We start from the raw sequence: 15053 nt of genomic DNA, 5'->3' as shown, positions 1-15053 counted from the left end.
AGGCGGCCGGATAGGCTCGCCCTCGATGGACACCGAAGCAGAGCTCACACAGCGCGGCCACTCCTCCCCCGAAACGGGGGAGGGGCGGCCGCGCTTTGCGTTGTGGGGGCGTCGCGCGCTGCCCCCATGGCGGGCCTTCCTGACCTTGCGGGGGGCCGCGGTGCTCGGCGTGCTCTGCACGTGCTTCCTGCTGCTGCTCAGCAATTTCGTCGTACAGCCCTTCCTGATCCCGAGCCGGTCGATGGAACCGACGCTGCGGGTCGGCGACCGGGTGCTGGTGAACAAACTGGCGTACCGTTTCGGCGACCAGCCCGGGCGCGGGGACGTGGTGGTCTTCGACGGCACGGGCTCCTTCGTACGGGAGGGCGCCCAGGGCAATCCGATCGGCGAGGCCCTGCACGGCGCGGCCTCCGCGCTCGGGATCGGCGAGCCGTCCGAGACCGACTTCGTGAAGCGGGTCGTGGGCGTCGGCGGGGACGACGTGGTGTGCTGCGACGCGGGCGGGCGGATCAAGGTGAACGGAGTCCCGGTGGAGGAGCCGTACCTGTATCCCGGCGACGCGCCCTCGAAGGTGCCCTTCCGGATCGTCGTACCCCTTGGGACCCTGTGGGTCATGGGTGATCACCGTTCCCAGTCCCGGGACTCCCGGGACCACCTGGGGGAACCGGGCGGAGGGATGGTGCCGGTGGAGAAGGTGATCGGGCGGGCCGACTGGATCGGCTGGCCGGTTTCGCGCTGGGGGTCGGCTCCCACGGCGACACCGTCCTCCGGCGGCGGTCATGGGTAGCCGGGGGCGGCCCAGAGGCGGCCGGGTCCCCGAGCCGGATCCGGAGTCCGAGCCGAGGCGGACGCCCCCGCCCACGCACACGCCCCAGCCCGCGCCCGCGCCCCGATTCTGGCGTGCACCCGAGACTCCGGGCGGCCCCGTGCCCCGGCGGGAGCCCGAGCCCGCCGCTGTCCCCGAGCCCGCCGCGGTCCCCGAGCGGCCGGTGCGGGAGCCCGGGTCGCGGCGAGGGGCCAAGGCGCAATCCGTTGCGGCCGAGACCGGAGGCCGCGCCGAGCGGCGCCGGCTGGCGCGCCGGGTCAAGCGGCGCAGACGCACCCGCCGGGTGGGCGAGGTGCCGCTGCTGATCATCGTGGCGCTGTTGATAGCGCTCGTCCTCAAGACCTTCCTCGTGCAGGCCTTCTTCATCCCGTCCGGATCCATGGAGCAGACGATCCGGATCGGCGACCGCGTGCTGGTCGACAAGCTGACCCCGTGGTTCGGCTCCAAGATCGAACGCGGCGAGGTCGTCGTCTTCAAGGACCCCGGCGGCTGGCTCAAGGGCGAGGCCGCGCGGCCGCCCGAGGACCCCGTCGGCGTCAAGCAGATCAAGGAGACGCTGACCTTCATCGGCCTGCTGCCCTCCGCCGACGAACAGGACCTGATCAAGCGCGTCATCGGCGTCGGCGGCGACACCGTCGTGTGCTGCGACGCCAAGGGCCGCGTCACCGTCAACGGAACGGCGCTCGACGAGCCGTACGTGAGCCCGGGCAACGCCCCCTCCGAAATCCGGTTCGAGGTACAAGTGCCCAAGGGGCGGCTCTTCGTGATGGGCGACCACCGTGCGAATTCGGCCGACTCCCGCTTCCACCTCGACGAAGCCTTCGACGGCACCATCGACGAGAAGGGGGTCGTGGGCCAGGCCGTCGTCATCGCATGGCCGTTCGACCACTGGCGGAAGCTCGAACAGCCCGTGACCTTCCGTTCGGTTCCCGATCCGGCCCCGAGCGGGCGACGCGGCCGTCGTGGGCGCCGACGCGGCCCGCCGTTCGCATAGTGTGTCCTCGGTCTCCCGCGCCTTAGGGAACTCCCGCTCGTTAGGGGAGGGGAGGGCCCGCACCCGAATCCGGCGCGGGCGGCGATCTGCGAGGTTGAGGAGTGGATGTGGGGGATGTGGCGGTAGGCGCGCGATCCGGACGCGACGAAGGCGAGGAGCGGCCGGACGATGCCAAGCGCGAAGCCGAGGACGAGGACAGTGGTGCCGAGGCGAAGCCGCACCGCTCGTTCTGGAAGGAGCTCCCGCTCCTCATCGGCATCGCCCTGCTGCTCGCCCTGCTGATCAAGACCTTCCTGGTGCAGGCGTTCTCGATCCCGTCCGACTCGATGCAGAACACCCTGCAGCGCGGCGACCGGGTGCTCGTGGACAAGCTGACCCCGTGGTTCGGCTCGGAGCCCGAGCGCGGTGAGGTGGTGGTCTTCCACGACCCCGCGAGCTGGCTGGCGGGGGAGCCCACCCCGGAGCCCAACTTCGCGCAGCAGGTCCTCAGCAAGATCGGCCTGATGCCGTCCGCGGACGAGAAGGACCTGATCAAGCGGACCATCGCCATCGGCGGTGACACGGTCGAGTGCAAGAAGGGCGGACCGGTCGTCGTCAACGGCAAGGAGCTCGACGAGCCGTACATCTACCCGGGCAACACCCCGTGCGACGACGCCCCGTTCGGTCCGATCACGGTGCCCAAGGGCAAGATCTGGGTGATGGGCGACCACCGGCAGAACTCGCAGGACTCCCGCTACCACATGCAGGACTCCACCCAGGGCTTCGTGCCGGTCGACAAGGTCGTCGGGCGAGCCGTGGTCGTGGCCTGGCCGATCACCCGCTGGGCGACCCTGCCCATCCCGGACACCTTCGACCAGCCGGGCATCGGGAAGCAGTCCAAGGCGACCGCGATGGGCCTCGGTGCCGCCGGGCCGGCGCCCGTCGGGCTCGGACCGGCCGCGCTGGGCCTCGTCGGAGCGGTTCCGGTCGTGATGTGGCGCAGGCGGAGGCTGACCAGCGGGACTACCGGCAGGTAGGGTGCCGCCCAGGTCGTCGATCCCGGAAGTGTGGGGGCGCTGCAATGGGCGGAACGCAAACCAGCGGTACCGAAGCAATACGCGGTGGCAAGGACGGCCGCGGCGGTCTCGGCCATGTGCTGTCGGGAGTCGCCGTGGCCGTCGGCTTCGTGCTCTTCCTGGGCGCCTTCGCCTGGGGGGCCTTCGTGTACCGGCCGTATACGGTGCCGACCGACTCGATGATGCCGACGGTGAACCCCGGCGACCGCGTGCTCGCGCAGCGGATCGACGGCGGCGAGGTCCGGCGCGGCGACGTGGTCGTGTTCACCGACCACCTGTGGAGTGACTCGCCCATGGTCAAGCGGGTCGTCGGCATCGGCGGCGACACCGTGAAGTGCTGCGGGGCGGGCGGCCGGCTCACCGTGAACGGCAAGGAGCTCGACGAGCCGTACCTGAAGCACGCCCTGCCCGAAGGGGCGGTCGCGGGGCCGGCCTCCGACACCCCCTTCGAGGTCACGGTTCCCGAGGGCAACCTCTTCCTGCTGGGCGACCAGCGCGCCGCCTCGCTCGACTCCCGGGCCCACCTCCAGGAAGCCGGCCAGGGCACCGTGCCCCGGTCGGCCGTCCAGGCCCGGGTCGACGCCCTCGCCTGGCCGACGATGAAGATGCTCGAGCGGCCCGGCACGTACGCCTCCCTGCCCGGCGGGATCTCGCACCCGGGGCCGCTGCGCCCGCAGCTGGCCGCGGTGGCGGCCGGAGCCGCCCTGGTGCTGCTGGGAGCCGCGTACGGCCCCCTCGTACGGGTCCTGGGGCGCGGGCGGCGGCGGGAGCCTGCCGGTGCCCGCTGACGCGGCCGCCGCGGGCGGCCCCCGCAAGGTGTCCCGGGTGGTCCTGCTGGACCCCGCGGACCGGATCCTGCTGCTGCACGGCTTCGAACCGGACAATCCCGCGGACCACTGGTGGTTCACCCCCGGCGGCGGGCTCGAAGGCGACGAGACCCGTGAGCAGGCCGCGCTGCGGGAGCTCGCCGAGGAGACGGGGATCACAGAGGTGGATCTGGGGCCGGTGCTGTGGCGCCGGTACTGCTCGTTCCCGTTCGACGGGCGGCGCTGGGAGCAGGACGAGTGGTACTACCTGGCCCGGACCGCACGGACGCGGACCGAGATGGGCGGCCTCACCGAGCTGGAACGACGCAGCGTCAGCGGTGCCAGGTGGTGGACCTCCGAGGAACTTCTCTCGGCCCATGAGACGGTGTACCCGACCAGACTCGCCGAGCTGCTCCGTACGCTGCTCGACGACGGTCCCCCGGGTGCGCCGGTGGTCCTGGCTCCGGAAATCGTTTAGGGGCGCAGGGGCCTGGCGCACAATAGGGGGACGCACGGCTGAAGGGGAACATGCCATGAGCGCCGAGGACCTCGAGAAGTACGAGACCGAGATGGAGCTGAAGCTCTATCGCGAGTACCGCGACGTCGTCGGGCTGTTCAAGTACGTGATCGAGACCGAACGTCGTTTCTACCTCACGAACGACTACGAGATGCAGGTGCACTCGGTCCAGGGGGAGGTGTTCTTCGAGGTCACGATGGCCGACGCCTGGGTGTGGGACATGTACCGGCCGGCCCGCTTCGTGAAGCAGGTGCGGGTGCTGACCTTCAAGGACGTGAACATCGAGGAGCTCAACAAGAGCGATCTCGAGCTGCCGGGCAGCTGACGCCCGGCCCTCCGCCGCCCGTCCCCGCCCTCGCGCCCCACCCTCCCGGCCCCCTCGGCCTCCCCGGTTTTCACCCTCAGGGGTGAGCGGGTTGTCCACAATGCCCTCACTGTCCACCAAGATCCACAAGGTGGGCGGGGCCGCGGGACCGTCGGGGGCGGAGGTGGTGCCCGATGAACGCGAAGGGCGTGGCACAGCAGGCATTGGGGCGGTACGGCGAGGAGCTCGCGGCGCGGCGCCTGACCGAGGCCGGGATGACGGTGATCGCCCGGAACTGGCGGTGCCGCAGCGGGGAGATCGACATCGTCGCGCGGGACGGGGACGCCCTCGTCGTCTGCGAGGTCAAGACCCGTCGGTCGGGGGAGTTCGAACACCCCATGGCCGCCGTCCGCCCCGGCAAGGCCGAGCGATTGCGGCGGCTCGCCGGGCGCTGGCTCGCCGACCACGGAGGACCGCCGGCGGGCGGGGTGCGCATCGACCTCGTGGGAGTCCTGCTGCCACGGCGCGGCGCGCCCGTGGTGGAGCACGTCCGGGGGGTGGCGTGATGGGGTTCGCACGAGCCTGCTCGGTGGCCCTGGTGGGCGTCGACGGCGTGGTGGTGGAGGTCCAGGCCGATCTGGAGCCCGGGCTCGCCGCCTTCACCCTGGTCGGGCTGCCCGACAAGACCCTGACCGAGAGCCGGGACCGGGTGCGGGCCGCCGTCGTGAACTCCGGCGCGACCTGGCCGCAGAAGAAGCTCACGGTCGGGCTCAGCCCGGCCTCCGTACCGAAATCGGGCGCGGGGTTCGACCTGGCCGTCGCGGCCGCCGTGCTGGGCGCCGCCGAGGTGGTCGACCCCGCGGCCATCGCCGACCTGGTGCTCATCGGGGAGCTGGGGCTGGACGGCCGGGTGCGGCCGGTGCGCGGCATCCTCCCGGCGGTGCTCGCCGCGGCCGACGCCGGATACCGCAACGTGGTGGTGCCCCAGCAGTGCGCCGCCGAGGCCATGCTCGTCCCGGACGTGAGCGTGCTCGGCGTCCGCAGCCTGCGGCAGCTGATCGCCGTCCTCACCGACGGAGAGGTACCCGAGGAGGAACCACCGGACCCGCTCGGACGGCCCGACCCGATGCTCGCCGGGCTGGTGGTCCCGGGAGCCGGCATCGGCACCGGGATCTCCCGCGCCGCACGCCCGGCCGGGCAGGACGAGACCCCGGACTTCCCCGACCTCTCCGACGTCGCCGGGCAGTACGGCGCCCGCCGGGCCCTGGAGGTGGCGGCCACCGGAGGCCACCACCTCTTCCTCAGCGGACCCCCGGGAGCGGGCAAGACCATGCTGGCCGAGCGGATCCCCTGGATCCTCCCGCCGCTCTGCCGGCAGGACTCCCTGGAGGTCACCGCCGTGCACTCGGTCGCGGGAGTGCTCCCGCCCGGGGAACCGCTGGTCGCCCGGCCCCCGTACTGCGCGCCCCACCATTCGGCGACGATGCAGTCCCTGGTCGGCGGCGGAGCGGGAGTGCCCCGGCCCGGGGCCGTCTCCCTGGCCCACCGGGGAGTGCTGTTCCTGGACGAAGCCGCCGAGTTCAGCACGAAGGCGCTGGACGCGCTGCGCCAGCCCCTGGAATCGGGGCACGTGGTCATCGCCCGGGCCGCCGGGGTGGTGCGGCTGCCGGCCAGGTTCCTGATGGTGCTCGCGGCGAACCCCTGCCCGTGCGGGCGGCACACCCTGCTCGGAGCCGGCTGCGAATGCCCGGCCTCGGTGATCCGGCGCTACCAGGCCAGGCTGTCGGGGCCGCTGCTGGACCGGGTGGACCTGCGGGTGGAGGTCGAACCGGTCACCCGCTCCGACCTGCTGGGGCGCGGCGGCCGCGGGGAGTCCACGGCCGCCGTCGCGGACCGGGTGCGCGAAGCCAGGCAACGCACCGCCGCCCGGCTCGCCGACACCCCCTGGCGGCTCAACGCCGAGGTGCCCGGACACGAGCTGCGCACCCGCTGGCAGGCCGCCCCCGGGGCGCTGGCCCAGGCCGAGCGGGACCTGGAGCGCGGTCTGCTCACCGCCCGCGGGCTGGACCGGGTGCTGCGCGTCGCCTGGACCCTGGCCGACCTGCGCGGCCGGGACCGCCCCGAACCCCTGGACGTGGCCGTGGCCCTCGAACTGCGCACCGGCATCGCCCGCGGCGCGGCCCTGGCCATGGAGGCGGGGTCGTGAGCGCCCCGGAGCGGCCCGGCCCGGCGACCGGCCCCGGCCCGGTCGAAGCCCCTTGGCCGGCCTGCCGAGCCGAACCGCCGAGAGAGCCCGAGCCGGGTGACGGGCCCGACCGGGGCGCCGCGGCGGGCCCGGCCGCCGAGCCCGATCCCGAGTGGTTGGCGCGCGCTGCCCTGACCCGGGTGCTGGAGCCCGGCGACGAGCACGGCGGGCGGTGGCTGCGCGAGCACGGCGCCGTCGGGTTGATACGGCTGCTGACCGGGCCGGACCGCGCGGCGACGGGCCTGGCCGGGGTGACGGAGCAGCGGCTCGCGGGCTACCGCAGACGGGCCGCGCTCGCCGACCCCCGGCGGGACCTGGCCGCCGCCGCCCGCAGCGGCTGCCGGTTCATCTGCCCCGGCTCCCCGCAGTGGCCGACCCAGCTCGACGACCTCGGCGACGCCCGGCCCGTCGGCCTCTGGCTCCGGGGCCGGCCCGACCTGCGGACCTGGGCGCTGCGCTCCGTAGCCCTGGTCGGGGCCCGGGCCTGCACACCGTACGGCGCGCACATGGCCCAGACCCTGGCCGCCGGGCTCGCCGAGCGGGGCTGGGTCGTGGTCTCGGGCGCGGCGTACGGGGTCGACGGCGCGGCCCACCGAGGAGCCCTCGCCTCGGGCGGCGCCACCGCCGCGGTGCTCGCCTGCGGGGTGGACGTCGCCTACCCGCGCGGCCACGCCGAGTTGCTCGGCCGGATCGCCGCGCAGGGACTCGTCCTGGGGGAGCTGCCGCCCGGCAGCCACCCGACCCCGAGCCGGTTCGTGCTGCGCAACCGGGTCATCGCCGCACTGACCCGCGCCACCGTGGTGGTCGAGGCGGCCCACCGCAGCGGCTCCCTCGTCACGGCCCGGCGGGCCCAGCGGCTCGGGCGGTTCACCATGGGCGTCCCCGGCCCGGCCACCAGCAGCCTCTCGGGCGGGGTCCACGAACTGCTGCGCGGCGAGGCCGTCCTCGTCACGGACGCCGCGGAAGTGGTCGAGCTCATCGGCGGCATGGGCGAACTGGCTCCCGAGCGGCGCGGCCCCGTACTCGCCCGGGACCTGCTGCACCGGGACACCGCCCGCGTACTCGAAGCCCTCCCCGCCGGCCGCCCCGTCCGCGCCGACGAAGTGGCCCTCGCCGCCGGCACCGACACCGATGAAGTCATCGGCAGACTGTACGAACTTCACTCTCTGGGGTTCGTCGAACGGCAGGGCGAGGGCTGGCAGTTGACCACGCGATCGCTTGGGGGCGGCACACAAACCGGTGGCACCCGGCGAGGCGGTGGTTGACCTGGGGTGTTCCGGTGAAAGAGTGAAGCCGATGAGAGACGCGGTCTTCCCGGTGGCAGCCGCCGGGACCGAGCGCCAGGCGCCGGTCCCGGGCCGCCCGCGCGAGTCAGGACGCCCCGGTGCCCATGCGCGATCCCGTACTCTTCGCGCACCGCGACACTTCCGTCACGCTACGCTCCCAAGGAATCCGGCTCCGGCAAAGGCGAAGCATGCCCCAGCACACCTCAGGGTCTGACCGCGCTGCGGTGCCCCCCGCTGCCCGCGGCAGCGTGCGGACCACCGCGCCCTCGTCCCTCGAGGTGCTGTGGCGCTCGTACAAGGAGAGTGGTGACGAGCGGCTGCGGGAGCAGCTGATCCTGCACTACTCACCCCTGGTGAAGTACGTCGCCGGCCGGGTCAGCGTGGGGCTGCCGCCCAATGTGGAACAGGCCGACTTCGTCTCCTCCGGGGTCTTCGGGCTGATCGACGCCATCGAGAAGTTCGACATCGACCGGTCCATCAAGTTCGAGACGTACGCGATCACCCGCATCCGGGGCGCGATGATCGACGAGCTGCGCGCCCTCGACTGGATCCCGCGCTCGGTCCGGCAGAAGGCCAAAGCCGTGGAGCGGGCCTACGCCGTCCTCGAGGCCCAGCTGCGCCGTACCCCCACCGAGCACGAGGTGGCCGGCGAGATGGGCATCGCCGTGGAGGAACTGCACGCCGTCTTCAGCCAGTTGTCGCTGGCCAACGTGGTCGCCCTGGAGGAGCTGCTGCACGCGGGCGGCGAGGGCGGCGACCGCCTCTCCCTGATGGACACCCTGGAGGACACCGCCGCCGACAACCCGGTCGAGGTGGCCGAGGACCGCGAGCTGCGCAGGCTCCTGGCCAGGGCGATCAACACCCTGCCCGAACGCGAGAAGACCGTCGTCACGCTCTACTACTACGAGGGCCTCACGCTGGCCGAGATCGGCAACGTACTGGGCGTCACCGAGAGCCGGGTCAGCCAGATCCACACCAAGTCGGTGCTCCAACTGCGGGCCAAGCTGGCGGATGTCGGGCGGTGAGCTTGCGGCACCTCCGTAGAGTGGACGTGTGCCCAGGATTCGAGCGGCCTCCGTGGCCGAGCACCGGTCGATGCAGCGCGGCGCCCTGCTGGACGCCGCGCGCTCCCTGCTGTCCGAAGGCGGGACGGAAGCGCTGACCTTCCCCGCCCTGGCGGAGCGCACCGGCCTCGCCCGGTCCTCCGTGTACGAATACTTCCGCTCCCGCGCGGCCGTCGTCGAAGAGCTGTGCGCGGTGGACTTCCCCGTGTGGGCCGCCGAGATCGAGGCCGCGATGGAGCGGGCCGAGTCGCCCGAGGCCAAGGTCGAGGCCTACGTGCGGAGCCAGCTGGGGCTGGTCGGGGACCGCCGGCACCGGGCGGTGGTCGCGATCTCGGCCAGTGAGCTGGACGCGGGGGCGCGCGAGAAGATCCGCGCCGCGCACGGGGGACTCGTGGCGATGATCGTGGAGGCGCTGGGTGCCCTCGGGCACGAGCAGCCCCGGCTCGCCGCGATGCTGCTGCAGGGGGTCGTCGACGCGGCGGTGCGGCGCATCGAGCTGGGCGCCGCCGAGGATCCCGGCGTGGTGACGGAGGCCGCCGTGGCCATGGCCCTCCGAGGCGTGCAGGGCTGAGACCCGGGGGGGCTCCCCCCCCGCCCCCGCCCCTCCGCCCCACCCCGTGCCACGTCGCCACCCCGTCTCAGCCGGTCGGGGGCGTGAGGGGCAGCAGTCTCGGGGTCGGGTGCGGGAGGAGGGTCAGGGGGTTCAGGTACGTCGTGCCCGACAGGAGGCCCCAGTGGAGGCAGGGGCTCGCGCAGTGCGTGCCCTCCGTGAGGACCGCCACCACCTGGCCCGTCGTGACCTCCTCGCCCTCCGCCACCAGCGGCCGGACCGGTTCGTACGTGGTGCGCAGGCCGCCCGGAAGGGTCAGGGACAGCACCCCGCGCCCGGCCACCGGGCCCGCGTGGTGCACCCGCCCCGGGCCCACGGCCCTGAGCTCCGCGCCCACCGGGGCGGCCAGGTCCACCCCGCGGTGCCCGGCCGCGTACGGGGTCGGGGGCGGATCCCACCAGCGGGCCACCACCAGGGGCGGCGGGAGCGGCCGGGCTCCCGGGGAGAGCGCCTGGGACAGGGCCAGCAGCAGCGTGAGCAGCAGTGTCGTCATGTCGTCCAGGTTGCCGCCGCGTCGCGCAGCGTGATCGGGTCTGTGGACAACCGGCCGGGTGTGGACAACGGCGTCACCAGGCATACCGCCCGGTCCCGTACACTTCTTACGGCGATCCGGGTCACCGGGTCGACTTCGCACGCCCCAGCACCAGCCGCTCAGGCCGGGTGAAAGCGTCTCTCGGTCCCCTCGTCGGGGGCAGGGCGCGGTGGGGCGTCAGGAACCAAACCGAGAAACCAAGGAGATGGCCATGGCCGTCGTAACGATGCGGGAGCTGCTGGAAAGCGGCGTCCACTTCGGTCACCAGACCCGTCGCTGGAACCCGAAGATGAAGCGCTTCATCTTCACCGAGCGCAACGGCATCTACATCATCGACCTGCTCCAGTCGCTGTCGTACATCGACCGCGCCTACGAGTTCGTCAAGGAGACCGTCGCCCACGGCGGCTCCATCATGTTCGTCGGTACCAAGAAGCAGGCCCAGGAGGCCATCGCCGAGCAGGCGACGCGCGTTGGTATGCCGTACGTCAACCAGCGCTGGCTGGGTGGCATGCTCACCAACTTCTCCACCGTCTACAAGCGCCTCCAGCGTCTGAAGGAGCTTGAGGCGATCGACTTCGAGGACGTCGCCGCCTCGGGTCTCACCAAGAAGGAGCTCCTGGTCCTCTCCCGCGAGAAGACCAAGCTGGAGAAGACCCTCGGTGGTATCCGCGAGATGTCGAAGGTTCCCAGCGCCGTCTGGATCGTCGACACCAAGAAGGAGCACATCGCCGTCGGTGAGGCGCGCAAGCTCCACATCCCGGTCGTCGCGATCCTCGACACCAACTGCGACCCCGACGAGGTCGACTACAAGATCCCGGGCAACGACGACGCGATCCGCTCCGTCACCCTGCTCACCCGCGTGATCGCCGACGCCGTCGCCGAGGGCCTCATCGCCCGCTCCGGCGCTGCGACCGGCGACTCGAAGCCGGGCGAGAAGGCCGCCGCCGAGCCGCTCGCCGAGTGGGAGCGCGACCTGCTCGAGGGCGAGAAGAAGGCCGACGACGCCGAGGCCGCCCCGGCCGAGGCCGCCCCGGCCGAGGCCGCTGTCGAGGCCCCCGCGGCCGAGGCCGTCGTCGAGGCTCCGGCCGCCGACGCCGAGCAGGCCTGACCCTCTGAGAGAGCCCGGCGTTCATCCGCCGGGCACTCGCAGCACGGACGATGACGGCGGGGGAGCCGCGCCACGAGCGCGACTCCTCCGCCGTTCACCCGTAGATCTACGACTTCGAGAGAGAATCACAGACTCATGGCGAACTACACCGCCGCTGACGTCAAGAAGCTCCGCGAGCTCACCGGCGCCGGCATGCTGGACTGCAAGAACGCGCTGGTCGACTCCGACGGTGACGTCGACAAGGCCGTCGAGGCGCTCCGTATCAAGGGTCAGAAGGGCGTCGCCAAGCGCGAGGGCCGTTCTGCCGAGAACGGTGCCGTCGTGTCCCTCATCGCCGACGACAACACCTCCGGTGTCATCGTCGAGCTGAAGTGCGAGACGGACTTCGTCGCGAAGGGCGAGAAGTTCCTCGCCGTCGCCAACGAGCTGGCCGCGCACGTCGCCGCCACCTCCCCGGCCGACATCGAGACGCTGCTCGCGTCCGAGATCGCCCCGGGCAAGACCGTCACGGCCTTCGTGGACGAGGCGAACGCCAACCTCGGCGAGAAGATCGTCCTGGACCGCTTCGCGCAGTTCACCGGCGGTTACGTCACGGCGTACATGCACCGCACCATGCCCGACCTGCCGTTCCAGATCGGTGTCCTGGTCGAGCTCGACAAGCCCAACGCCGACGTCGCCCGCGGTGTCGCGCAGCACATCGCCGCGTTCGCGCCGAAGTGGCTGTCCGCCGAGGACGTCCCGGCCGAGGTCGTCGAGTCCGAGCGCCGCGTCGCCGAAGAGGTCACCCGCGCGGAGGGCAAGCCCGAGGCCGCCCTGCCGAAGATCGTCGAGGGTCGTGTCAACGGCTTCTTCCGCGACAACACGCTGCTCGGCCAGGCGTACGCCCTGGACGCCAAGAAGTCCGTCCAGAAGGTTCTGGACGAGGCCGGTGTCACCCTGGTGCGTTTCTCGCGCATCAAGGTCGGCATCTGAGTCCGTCCTTACAACGACGGACACCGGACCCCGGTAGGGTCTGAAGCAGTCGTCCGCGTGCGCGCGGAACGACCGCAGATCTGACGAGGAGGCCATTGCCGTAGAGGGAACCGCGAGGACCCACCGGCAATGGCCTTCTTCGTATGTGCACGAGGAGATCTCCATGAATCAGGGCGTGGACCCCCACACCGCTTCCGACGACAAGAGCGACCACGACAAGAAGGGCCGCCGCTTCATGCTGAAGCTGTCGGGCGAAGCCTTCTCCGGTGGTGGAGGACTGGGCGTCGACCCCGACGTCGTCCATGCCATCGCGCGCGAAATCGCCGCGGTGGTCCGTGACGGCGCGGAGATCGCCGTCGTGATCGGCGGCGGAAACTTCTTCCGCGGCGCCGAACTCCAGCAGCGCGGCATGGACCGCGCGCGGTCCGACTACATGGGCATGCTGGGCACCGTCATGAACTGCCTCGCCCTCCAGGACTTCCTGGAGAAGGAAGGCATCGACTCCCGCGTGCAGACCGCCATCACCATGGGCCAGGTCGCGGAGCCGTACATCCCGCTGCGCGCCGTACGGCACCTGGAGAAGGGCCGCGTCGTGATCTTCGGCGCCGGTATGGGCATGCCGTACTTCTCCACCGACACCACGGCCGCCCAGCGGGCCCTGGAGATCGACGCCGAGGCCCTGCTCATGGGCAAGAACGGTGTCGACGGGGTCTACGACTCCGACCCGAAGAAGAACCCCGACGCGGTGAAGTTCGACGCGCTGGAGTACAGCGAGGTGCTGTCCCGCGATCTCAAGGTCGCCGACGCCACCGCCATCACGCTGTGCCGCGACAACAAGCTGCCGATCCTGGTCTTCGAGCTGCTCGCCGAGGGCAATATCGCCCGCGCCGTCAAGGGTGAGAAGATCGGCACGCTCGTGAGCGACCAGGGCACCCGGGCCTGAGCGTTCCCACGCCGGGCCCGGCCCCACTGGGCCGAGCCCGCCCCGCCCGCCTGAACCATCCATATCTGACATGCAGGAGCACGTGGTGATCGAAGAAATCCTCCTCGAGGCCGAGGAGAAGATGGAGAAGGCCGTCGTCGTCGCCAAGGAAGACTTCGCGGCGATCCGCACCGGTCGTGCGCACCCGGCGATGTTCAACAAGATCGTGGCGGACTACTACGGCGCCATCACGCCCATCAACCAGCTCGCGTCCTTCTCGGTGCCCGAGCCGCGCATGGCGATCGTGACCCCGTTCGACAAGAGCGCCCTGCGCAACATCGAGCAGGCCATCCGCGACTCCGACCTGGGCGTCAACCCCAGCAACGACGGCAACATCATCCGGGTGACCTTCCCCGAGCTGACGCAGGACCGCCGCAAGGAGTACATCAAGGTCGCGCGCACCAAGGCCGAGGACTCCAAGGTCTCGATCCGCGCCGTCCGCCGCAAGGCGAAGGACTCCCTCGACAAGCTCGTCAAGGACAAGGAGTCCGGCGAGGACGAGGTGCGCCGCGCGGAGAAGGAGCTCGACGACACCACCGCGAAGTACGTCGCGCAGGTCGACGAGCTGCTCAAGCACAAGGAAGCCGAGCTCCTCGAGGTCTGATGAACGACTCTCCCTGGGCCACGGAGCCGGTTCCGGCGGGTCCCGCATACGATGCGCTGGTGGGCCCGCACACTCGGCCCATGCCCATCGTGCCCGATGCCGCCGGCCGTGACTTCGACGACCGGGAAGCACGCGATCGGGGGGCCGCCGCCGAAGGCGGCCCCCCGTTCCGCGCCGAGACGCCGCCGCAGGAGCCCATGCCCAGCCCCCCGCCCCCGCCCTCGCAGGCACCGCAGGACGCCACGCCCCCGCCGAAGAAGCGGGCGGGGCGAGACCTGCGTGCCGCCATAGGGGTCGGTGTCGGCCTCGGTGCGGTGATCTTCGCTTCGCTGTTCATCGTCAAGGCGGTCTTCGTCGGCGTCATCGTCGTCGCGGTCGTCGTGGGCCTGTGGGAGCTCACCTCCCGGCTGCAGGAGAAGAAGGGCATCAAGGCCCCGCTCGTCCCGCTCGCGGTCGGCGGCGCCGCCATGGTCATCGCCGGATACGTCCGCGGGGCCGAAGGCGCCTGGGTGGCCATGGCCCTGACCGCGCTGGCGGTCCTGGTCTGGCGGATGACCGAACCGCCCGAGGACTACCTCAAGGACGTCACGGCGGGCGTCTTCGCCGCGTTCTACGTGCCCTTCCTGGCCACCTTCGTCGCGATGCTGCTCACCGCCGACGACGGTCCGGAGCGCGTGGTCACCTTCCTGCTGCTGACCGTGGTCAGCGACACCGGGGCCTACGCGGTGGGCTGGCGCTTCGGCAAGACCAAGCTGGCTCCGCGCATCAGCCCCGGCAAGACCCGTGAGGGGCTCTTCGGAGCGGTGGCCTTCGCGATGGCGGCCGGCGCGCTCTGCATGGAGTTCCTGATCGACGGCGGCGTCTGGTGGCAGGGCCTGCTGCTCGGCCTCGCGGTCGCGGTCAGCGCCACGCTGGGTGACCTCGGCGAGTCGATGATCAAGCGGGACCTGGGCATCAAGGACATGGGCACGCTGCTCCCGGGCCACGGCGGCATCATGGACCGGCTCGACTCGCTGCTGCCGACCGCCCCGGTGGTGTGGCTGCTGCTCGCCGCGTTCGTCGGCACCGGCTGAAACCGGGCTCCGCGGCTTCCGGCCGACGGGCGGTTCACCAGGGCAACCCCGCTGAGCTGGGACGACGTACGTCTG

General features: G+C 71.9%; 16 protein-coding genes and 1 pseudogene. 16 read left to right on the top strand and 1 reads right to left on the bottom strand.

What is annotated here, in order from left to right:
* Positions 1–25: 25 nt before the first annotated feature.
* From lepB (ACFYZS_RS36130) to ACFYZS_RS36080, 11 genes and pseudogenes are all read left to right on the top strand, one after another.
* Positions 26–787 (top strand): signal peptidase I, encoded by a 762-nt coding sequence (gene lepB, locus ACFYZS_RS36130; RefSeq protein WP_389022401.1) that lies wholly within the window; start codon positions 26–28, stop codon positions 785–787.
* 202 nt (positions 788–989) lie between these two features.
* A pseudogene (lepB, locus tag ACFYZS_RS36125) lies at positions 990–2016 on the top strand (signal peptidase I); the annotation flags it as partial.
* Positions 1937–2836 (top strand): signal peptidase I, encoded by a 900-nt coding sequence (gene lepB / locus ACFYZS_RS36120; RefSeq protein ID WP_389022398.1) that lies wholly within the window; start codon positions 1937–1939, stop codon positions 2834–2836. The pseudogene lepB (ACFYZS_RS36125) and the gene lepB (ACFYZS_RS36120), both read left to right, overlap by 80 nt.
* A 44-nt stretch (positions 2837–2880) precedes the next feature.
* Complete coding sequence (gene lepB / locus ACFYZS_RS36115; protein WP_389022395.1) at positions 2881–3663, top strand: signal peptidase I; 783 nt, start codon at positions 2881–2883, stop codon at positions 3661–3663.
* The gene (locus ACFYZS_RS36110; protein WP_389022393.1) at positions 3653–4159 is read left to right on the top strand and encodes an NUDIX hydrolase; all 507 of its coding nucleotides are present in this window, start codon (positions 3653–3655) and stop codon (positions 4157–4159) included. The genes lepB (ACFYZS_RS36115) and ACFYZS_RS36110 overlap by 11 nt, the downstream gene beginning before the upstream one ends.
* Positions 4160–4214: 55 nt before the next feature.
* A complete protein-coding gene (locus ACFYZS_RS36105; RefSeq protein ID WP_006139554.1) occupies positions 4215–4523 on the top strand; it encodes a DUF2469 domain-containing protein in 309 nt (102 codons plus the stop codon).
* 173 nt (positions 4524–4696) lie between these two features.
* A complete protein-coding gene (locus ACFYZS_RS36100; protein WP_389022390.1) occupies positions 4697–5068 on the top strand; it encodes a YraN family protein in 372 nt (123 codons plus the stop codon).
* Positions 5068–6708: a YifB family Mg chelatase-like AAA ATPase gene (locus tag ACFYZS_RS36095; protein WP_389022387.1), complete on the top strand. Its 1641-nt coding sequence runs from the start codon at positions 5068–5070 to the stop codon at positions 6706–6708. The genes ACFYZS_RS36100 and ACFYZS_RS36095 overlap by 1 nt, the downstream gene beginning before the upstream one ends.
* A complete protein-coding gene (gene dprA, locus ACFYZS_RS36090; RefSeq protein ID WP_389022384.1) occupies positions 6705–8012 on the top strand; it encodes a DNA-processing protein DprA in 1308 nt (435 codons plus the stop codon). The genes ACFYZS_RS36095 and dprA overlap by 4 nt, the downstream gene beginning before the upstream one ends.
* Before the next feature lie 209 nt (positions 8013–8221).
* Positions 8222–9058, top strand: coding sequence for an RNA polymerase sigma factor WhiG (gene whiG / locus ACFYZS_RS36085; protein WP_389022381.1), 837 nt, complete (start codon positions 8222–8224; stop codon positions 9056–9058).
* A 52-nt stretch (positions 9059–9110) separates the two neighbouring features.
* On the top strand, positions 9111–9668 hold the full coding sequence (locus tag ACFYZS_RS36080; protein ID WP_389022438.1) for a TetR/AcrR family transcriptional regulator: 558 nt from the start codon (positions 9111–9113) through the stop codon (positions 9666–9668).
* Between the two features lie 67 nt (positions 9669–9735).
* Here ACFYZS_RS36080 and ACFYZS_RS36075 read toward each other — a convergent pair whose 3' ends face one another.
* Positions 9736–10200, bottom strand: coding sequence for a M23 family metallopeptidase (locus ACFYZS_RS36075; protein ID WP_389022378.1), 465 nt, complete (start codon positions 10198–10200; stop codon positions 9736–9738).
* A gap of 250 nt (positions 10201–10450) precedes the next feature.
* On the opposite strand from ACFYZS_RS36075, the gene rpsB reads away from it, so the two are divergent.
* From rpsB to ACFYZS_RS36050, 5 genes are all read left to right on the top strand, one after another.
* Complete coding sequence (gene rpsB / locus ACFYZS_RS36070) at positions 10451–11347, top strand: 30S ribosomal protein S2 (RefSeq protein WP_389022376.1); 897 nt, start codon at positions 10451–10453, stop codon at positions 11345–11347.
* A 135-nt stretch (positions 11348–11482) separates the two neighbouring features.
* Positions 11483–12319, top strand: a complete 837-nt coding sequence (gene tsf / locus ACFYZS_RS36065) for a translation elongation factor Ts (protein ID WP_389022373.1) — start codon at positions 11483–11485, stop codon at positions 12317–12319.
* Positions 12320–12482: 163 nt separating this feature from the next.
* Positions 12483–13262, top strand: a complete 780-nt coding sequence (gene pyrH, locus ACFYZS_RS36060; RefSeq protein ID WP_030162523.1) for a UMP kinase — start codon at positions 12483–12485, stop codon at positions 13260–13262.
* Positions 13263–13347: 85 nt separating this feature from the next.
* Positions 13348–13905, top strand: a complete 558-nt coding sequence (gene frr / locus ACFYZS_RS36055) for a ribosome recycling factor (RefSeq protein ID WP_030162526.1) — start codon at positions 13348–13350, stop codon at positions 13903–13905.
* Complete coding sequence (locus ACFYZS_RS36050) at positions 13905–14978, top strand: phosphatidate cytidylyltransferase (protein WP_389022369.1); 1074 nt, start codon at positions 13905–13907, stop codon at positions 14976–14978. Before frr ends, ACFYZS_RS36050 begins: the two co-directional genes overlap by 1 nt.
* Positions 14979–15053: the final 75 nt, after the last annotated feature.

The sequence above is a fragment of the Streptomyces sp. NPDC001903 genome (assembly GCF_042891345.1).
In the GTDB taxonomy this organism is placed as follows: Bacteria; Actinomycetota; Actinomycetes; order Streptomycetales; family Streptomycetaceae; genus Streptomyces.
This window is presented reverse-complemented; position numbering and strand designations above follow the sequence as displayed.

Bases quoted from the DNA above. Each gene is read 5' to 3' on its own strand.
- lepB (WP_389022401.1), top strand. From the start codon at position 26: ATGGACACCGAAGCAGAGCTCACACAGCGCGGCCACTCCTCCCCCGAA.
- lepB (WP_389022395.1), top strand. From the start codon at position 2,881: ATGGGCGGAACGCAAACCAGCGGTACCGAAGCAATACGCGGTGGCAAG.
- ACFYZS_RS36105 (WP_006139554.1), top strand. From the start codon at position 4,215: ATGAGCGCCGAGGACCTCGAGAAGTACGAGACCGAGATGGAGCTGAAG.
- ACFYZS_RS36100 (WP_389022390.1), top strand. From the start codon at position 4,697: ATGAACGCGAAGGGCGTGGCACAGCAGGCATTGGGGCGGTACGGCGAG.
- ACFYZS_RS36095 (WP_389022387.1), top strand. From the start codon at position 5,068: ATGGGGTTCGCACGAGCCTGCTCGGTGGCCCTGGTGGGCGTCGACGGC.
- whiG (WP_389022381.1), top strand. From the start codon at position 8,222: ATGCCCCAGCACACCTCAGGGTCTGACCGCGCTGCGGTGCCCCCCGCT.
- ACFYZS_RS36075 (WP_389022378.1), bottom strand. From the start codon at position 10,200: ATGACGACACTGCTGCTCACGCTGCTGCTGGCCCTGTCCCAGGCGCTC.
- rpsB (WP_389022376.1), top strand. From the start codon at position 10,451: ATGGCCGTCGTAACGATGCGGGAGCTGCTGGAAAGCGGCGTCCACTTC.
- tsf (WP_389022373.1), top strand. From the start codon at position 11,483: ATGGCGAACTACACCGCCGCTGACGTCAAGAAGCTCCGCGAGCTCACC.
- pyrH (WP_030162523.1), top strand. From the start codon at position 12,483: ATGAATCAGGGCGTGGACCCCCACACCGCTTCCGACGACAAGAGCGAC.
- ACFYZS_RS36050 (WP_389022369.1), top strand. From the start codon at position 13,905: ATGAACGACTCTCCCTGGGCCACGGAGCCGGTTCCGGCGGGTCCCGCA.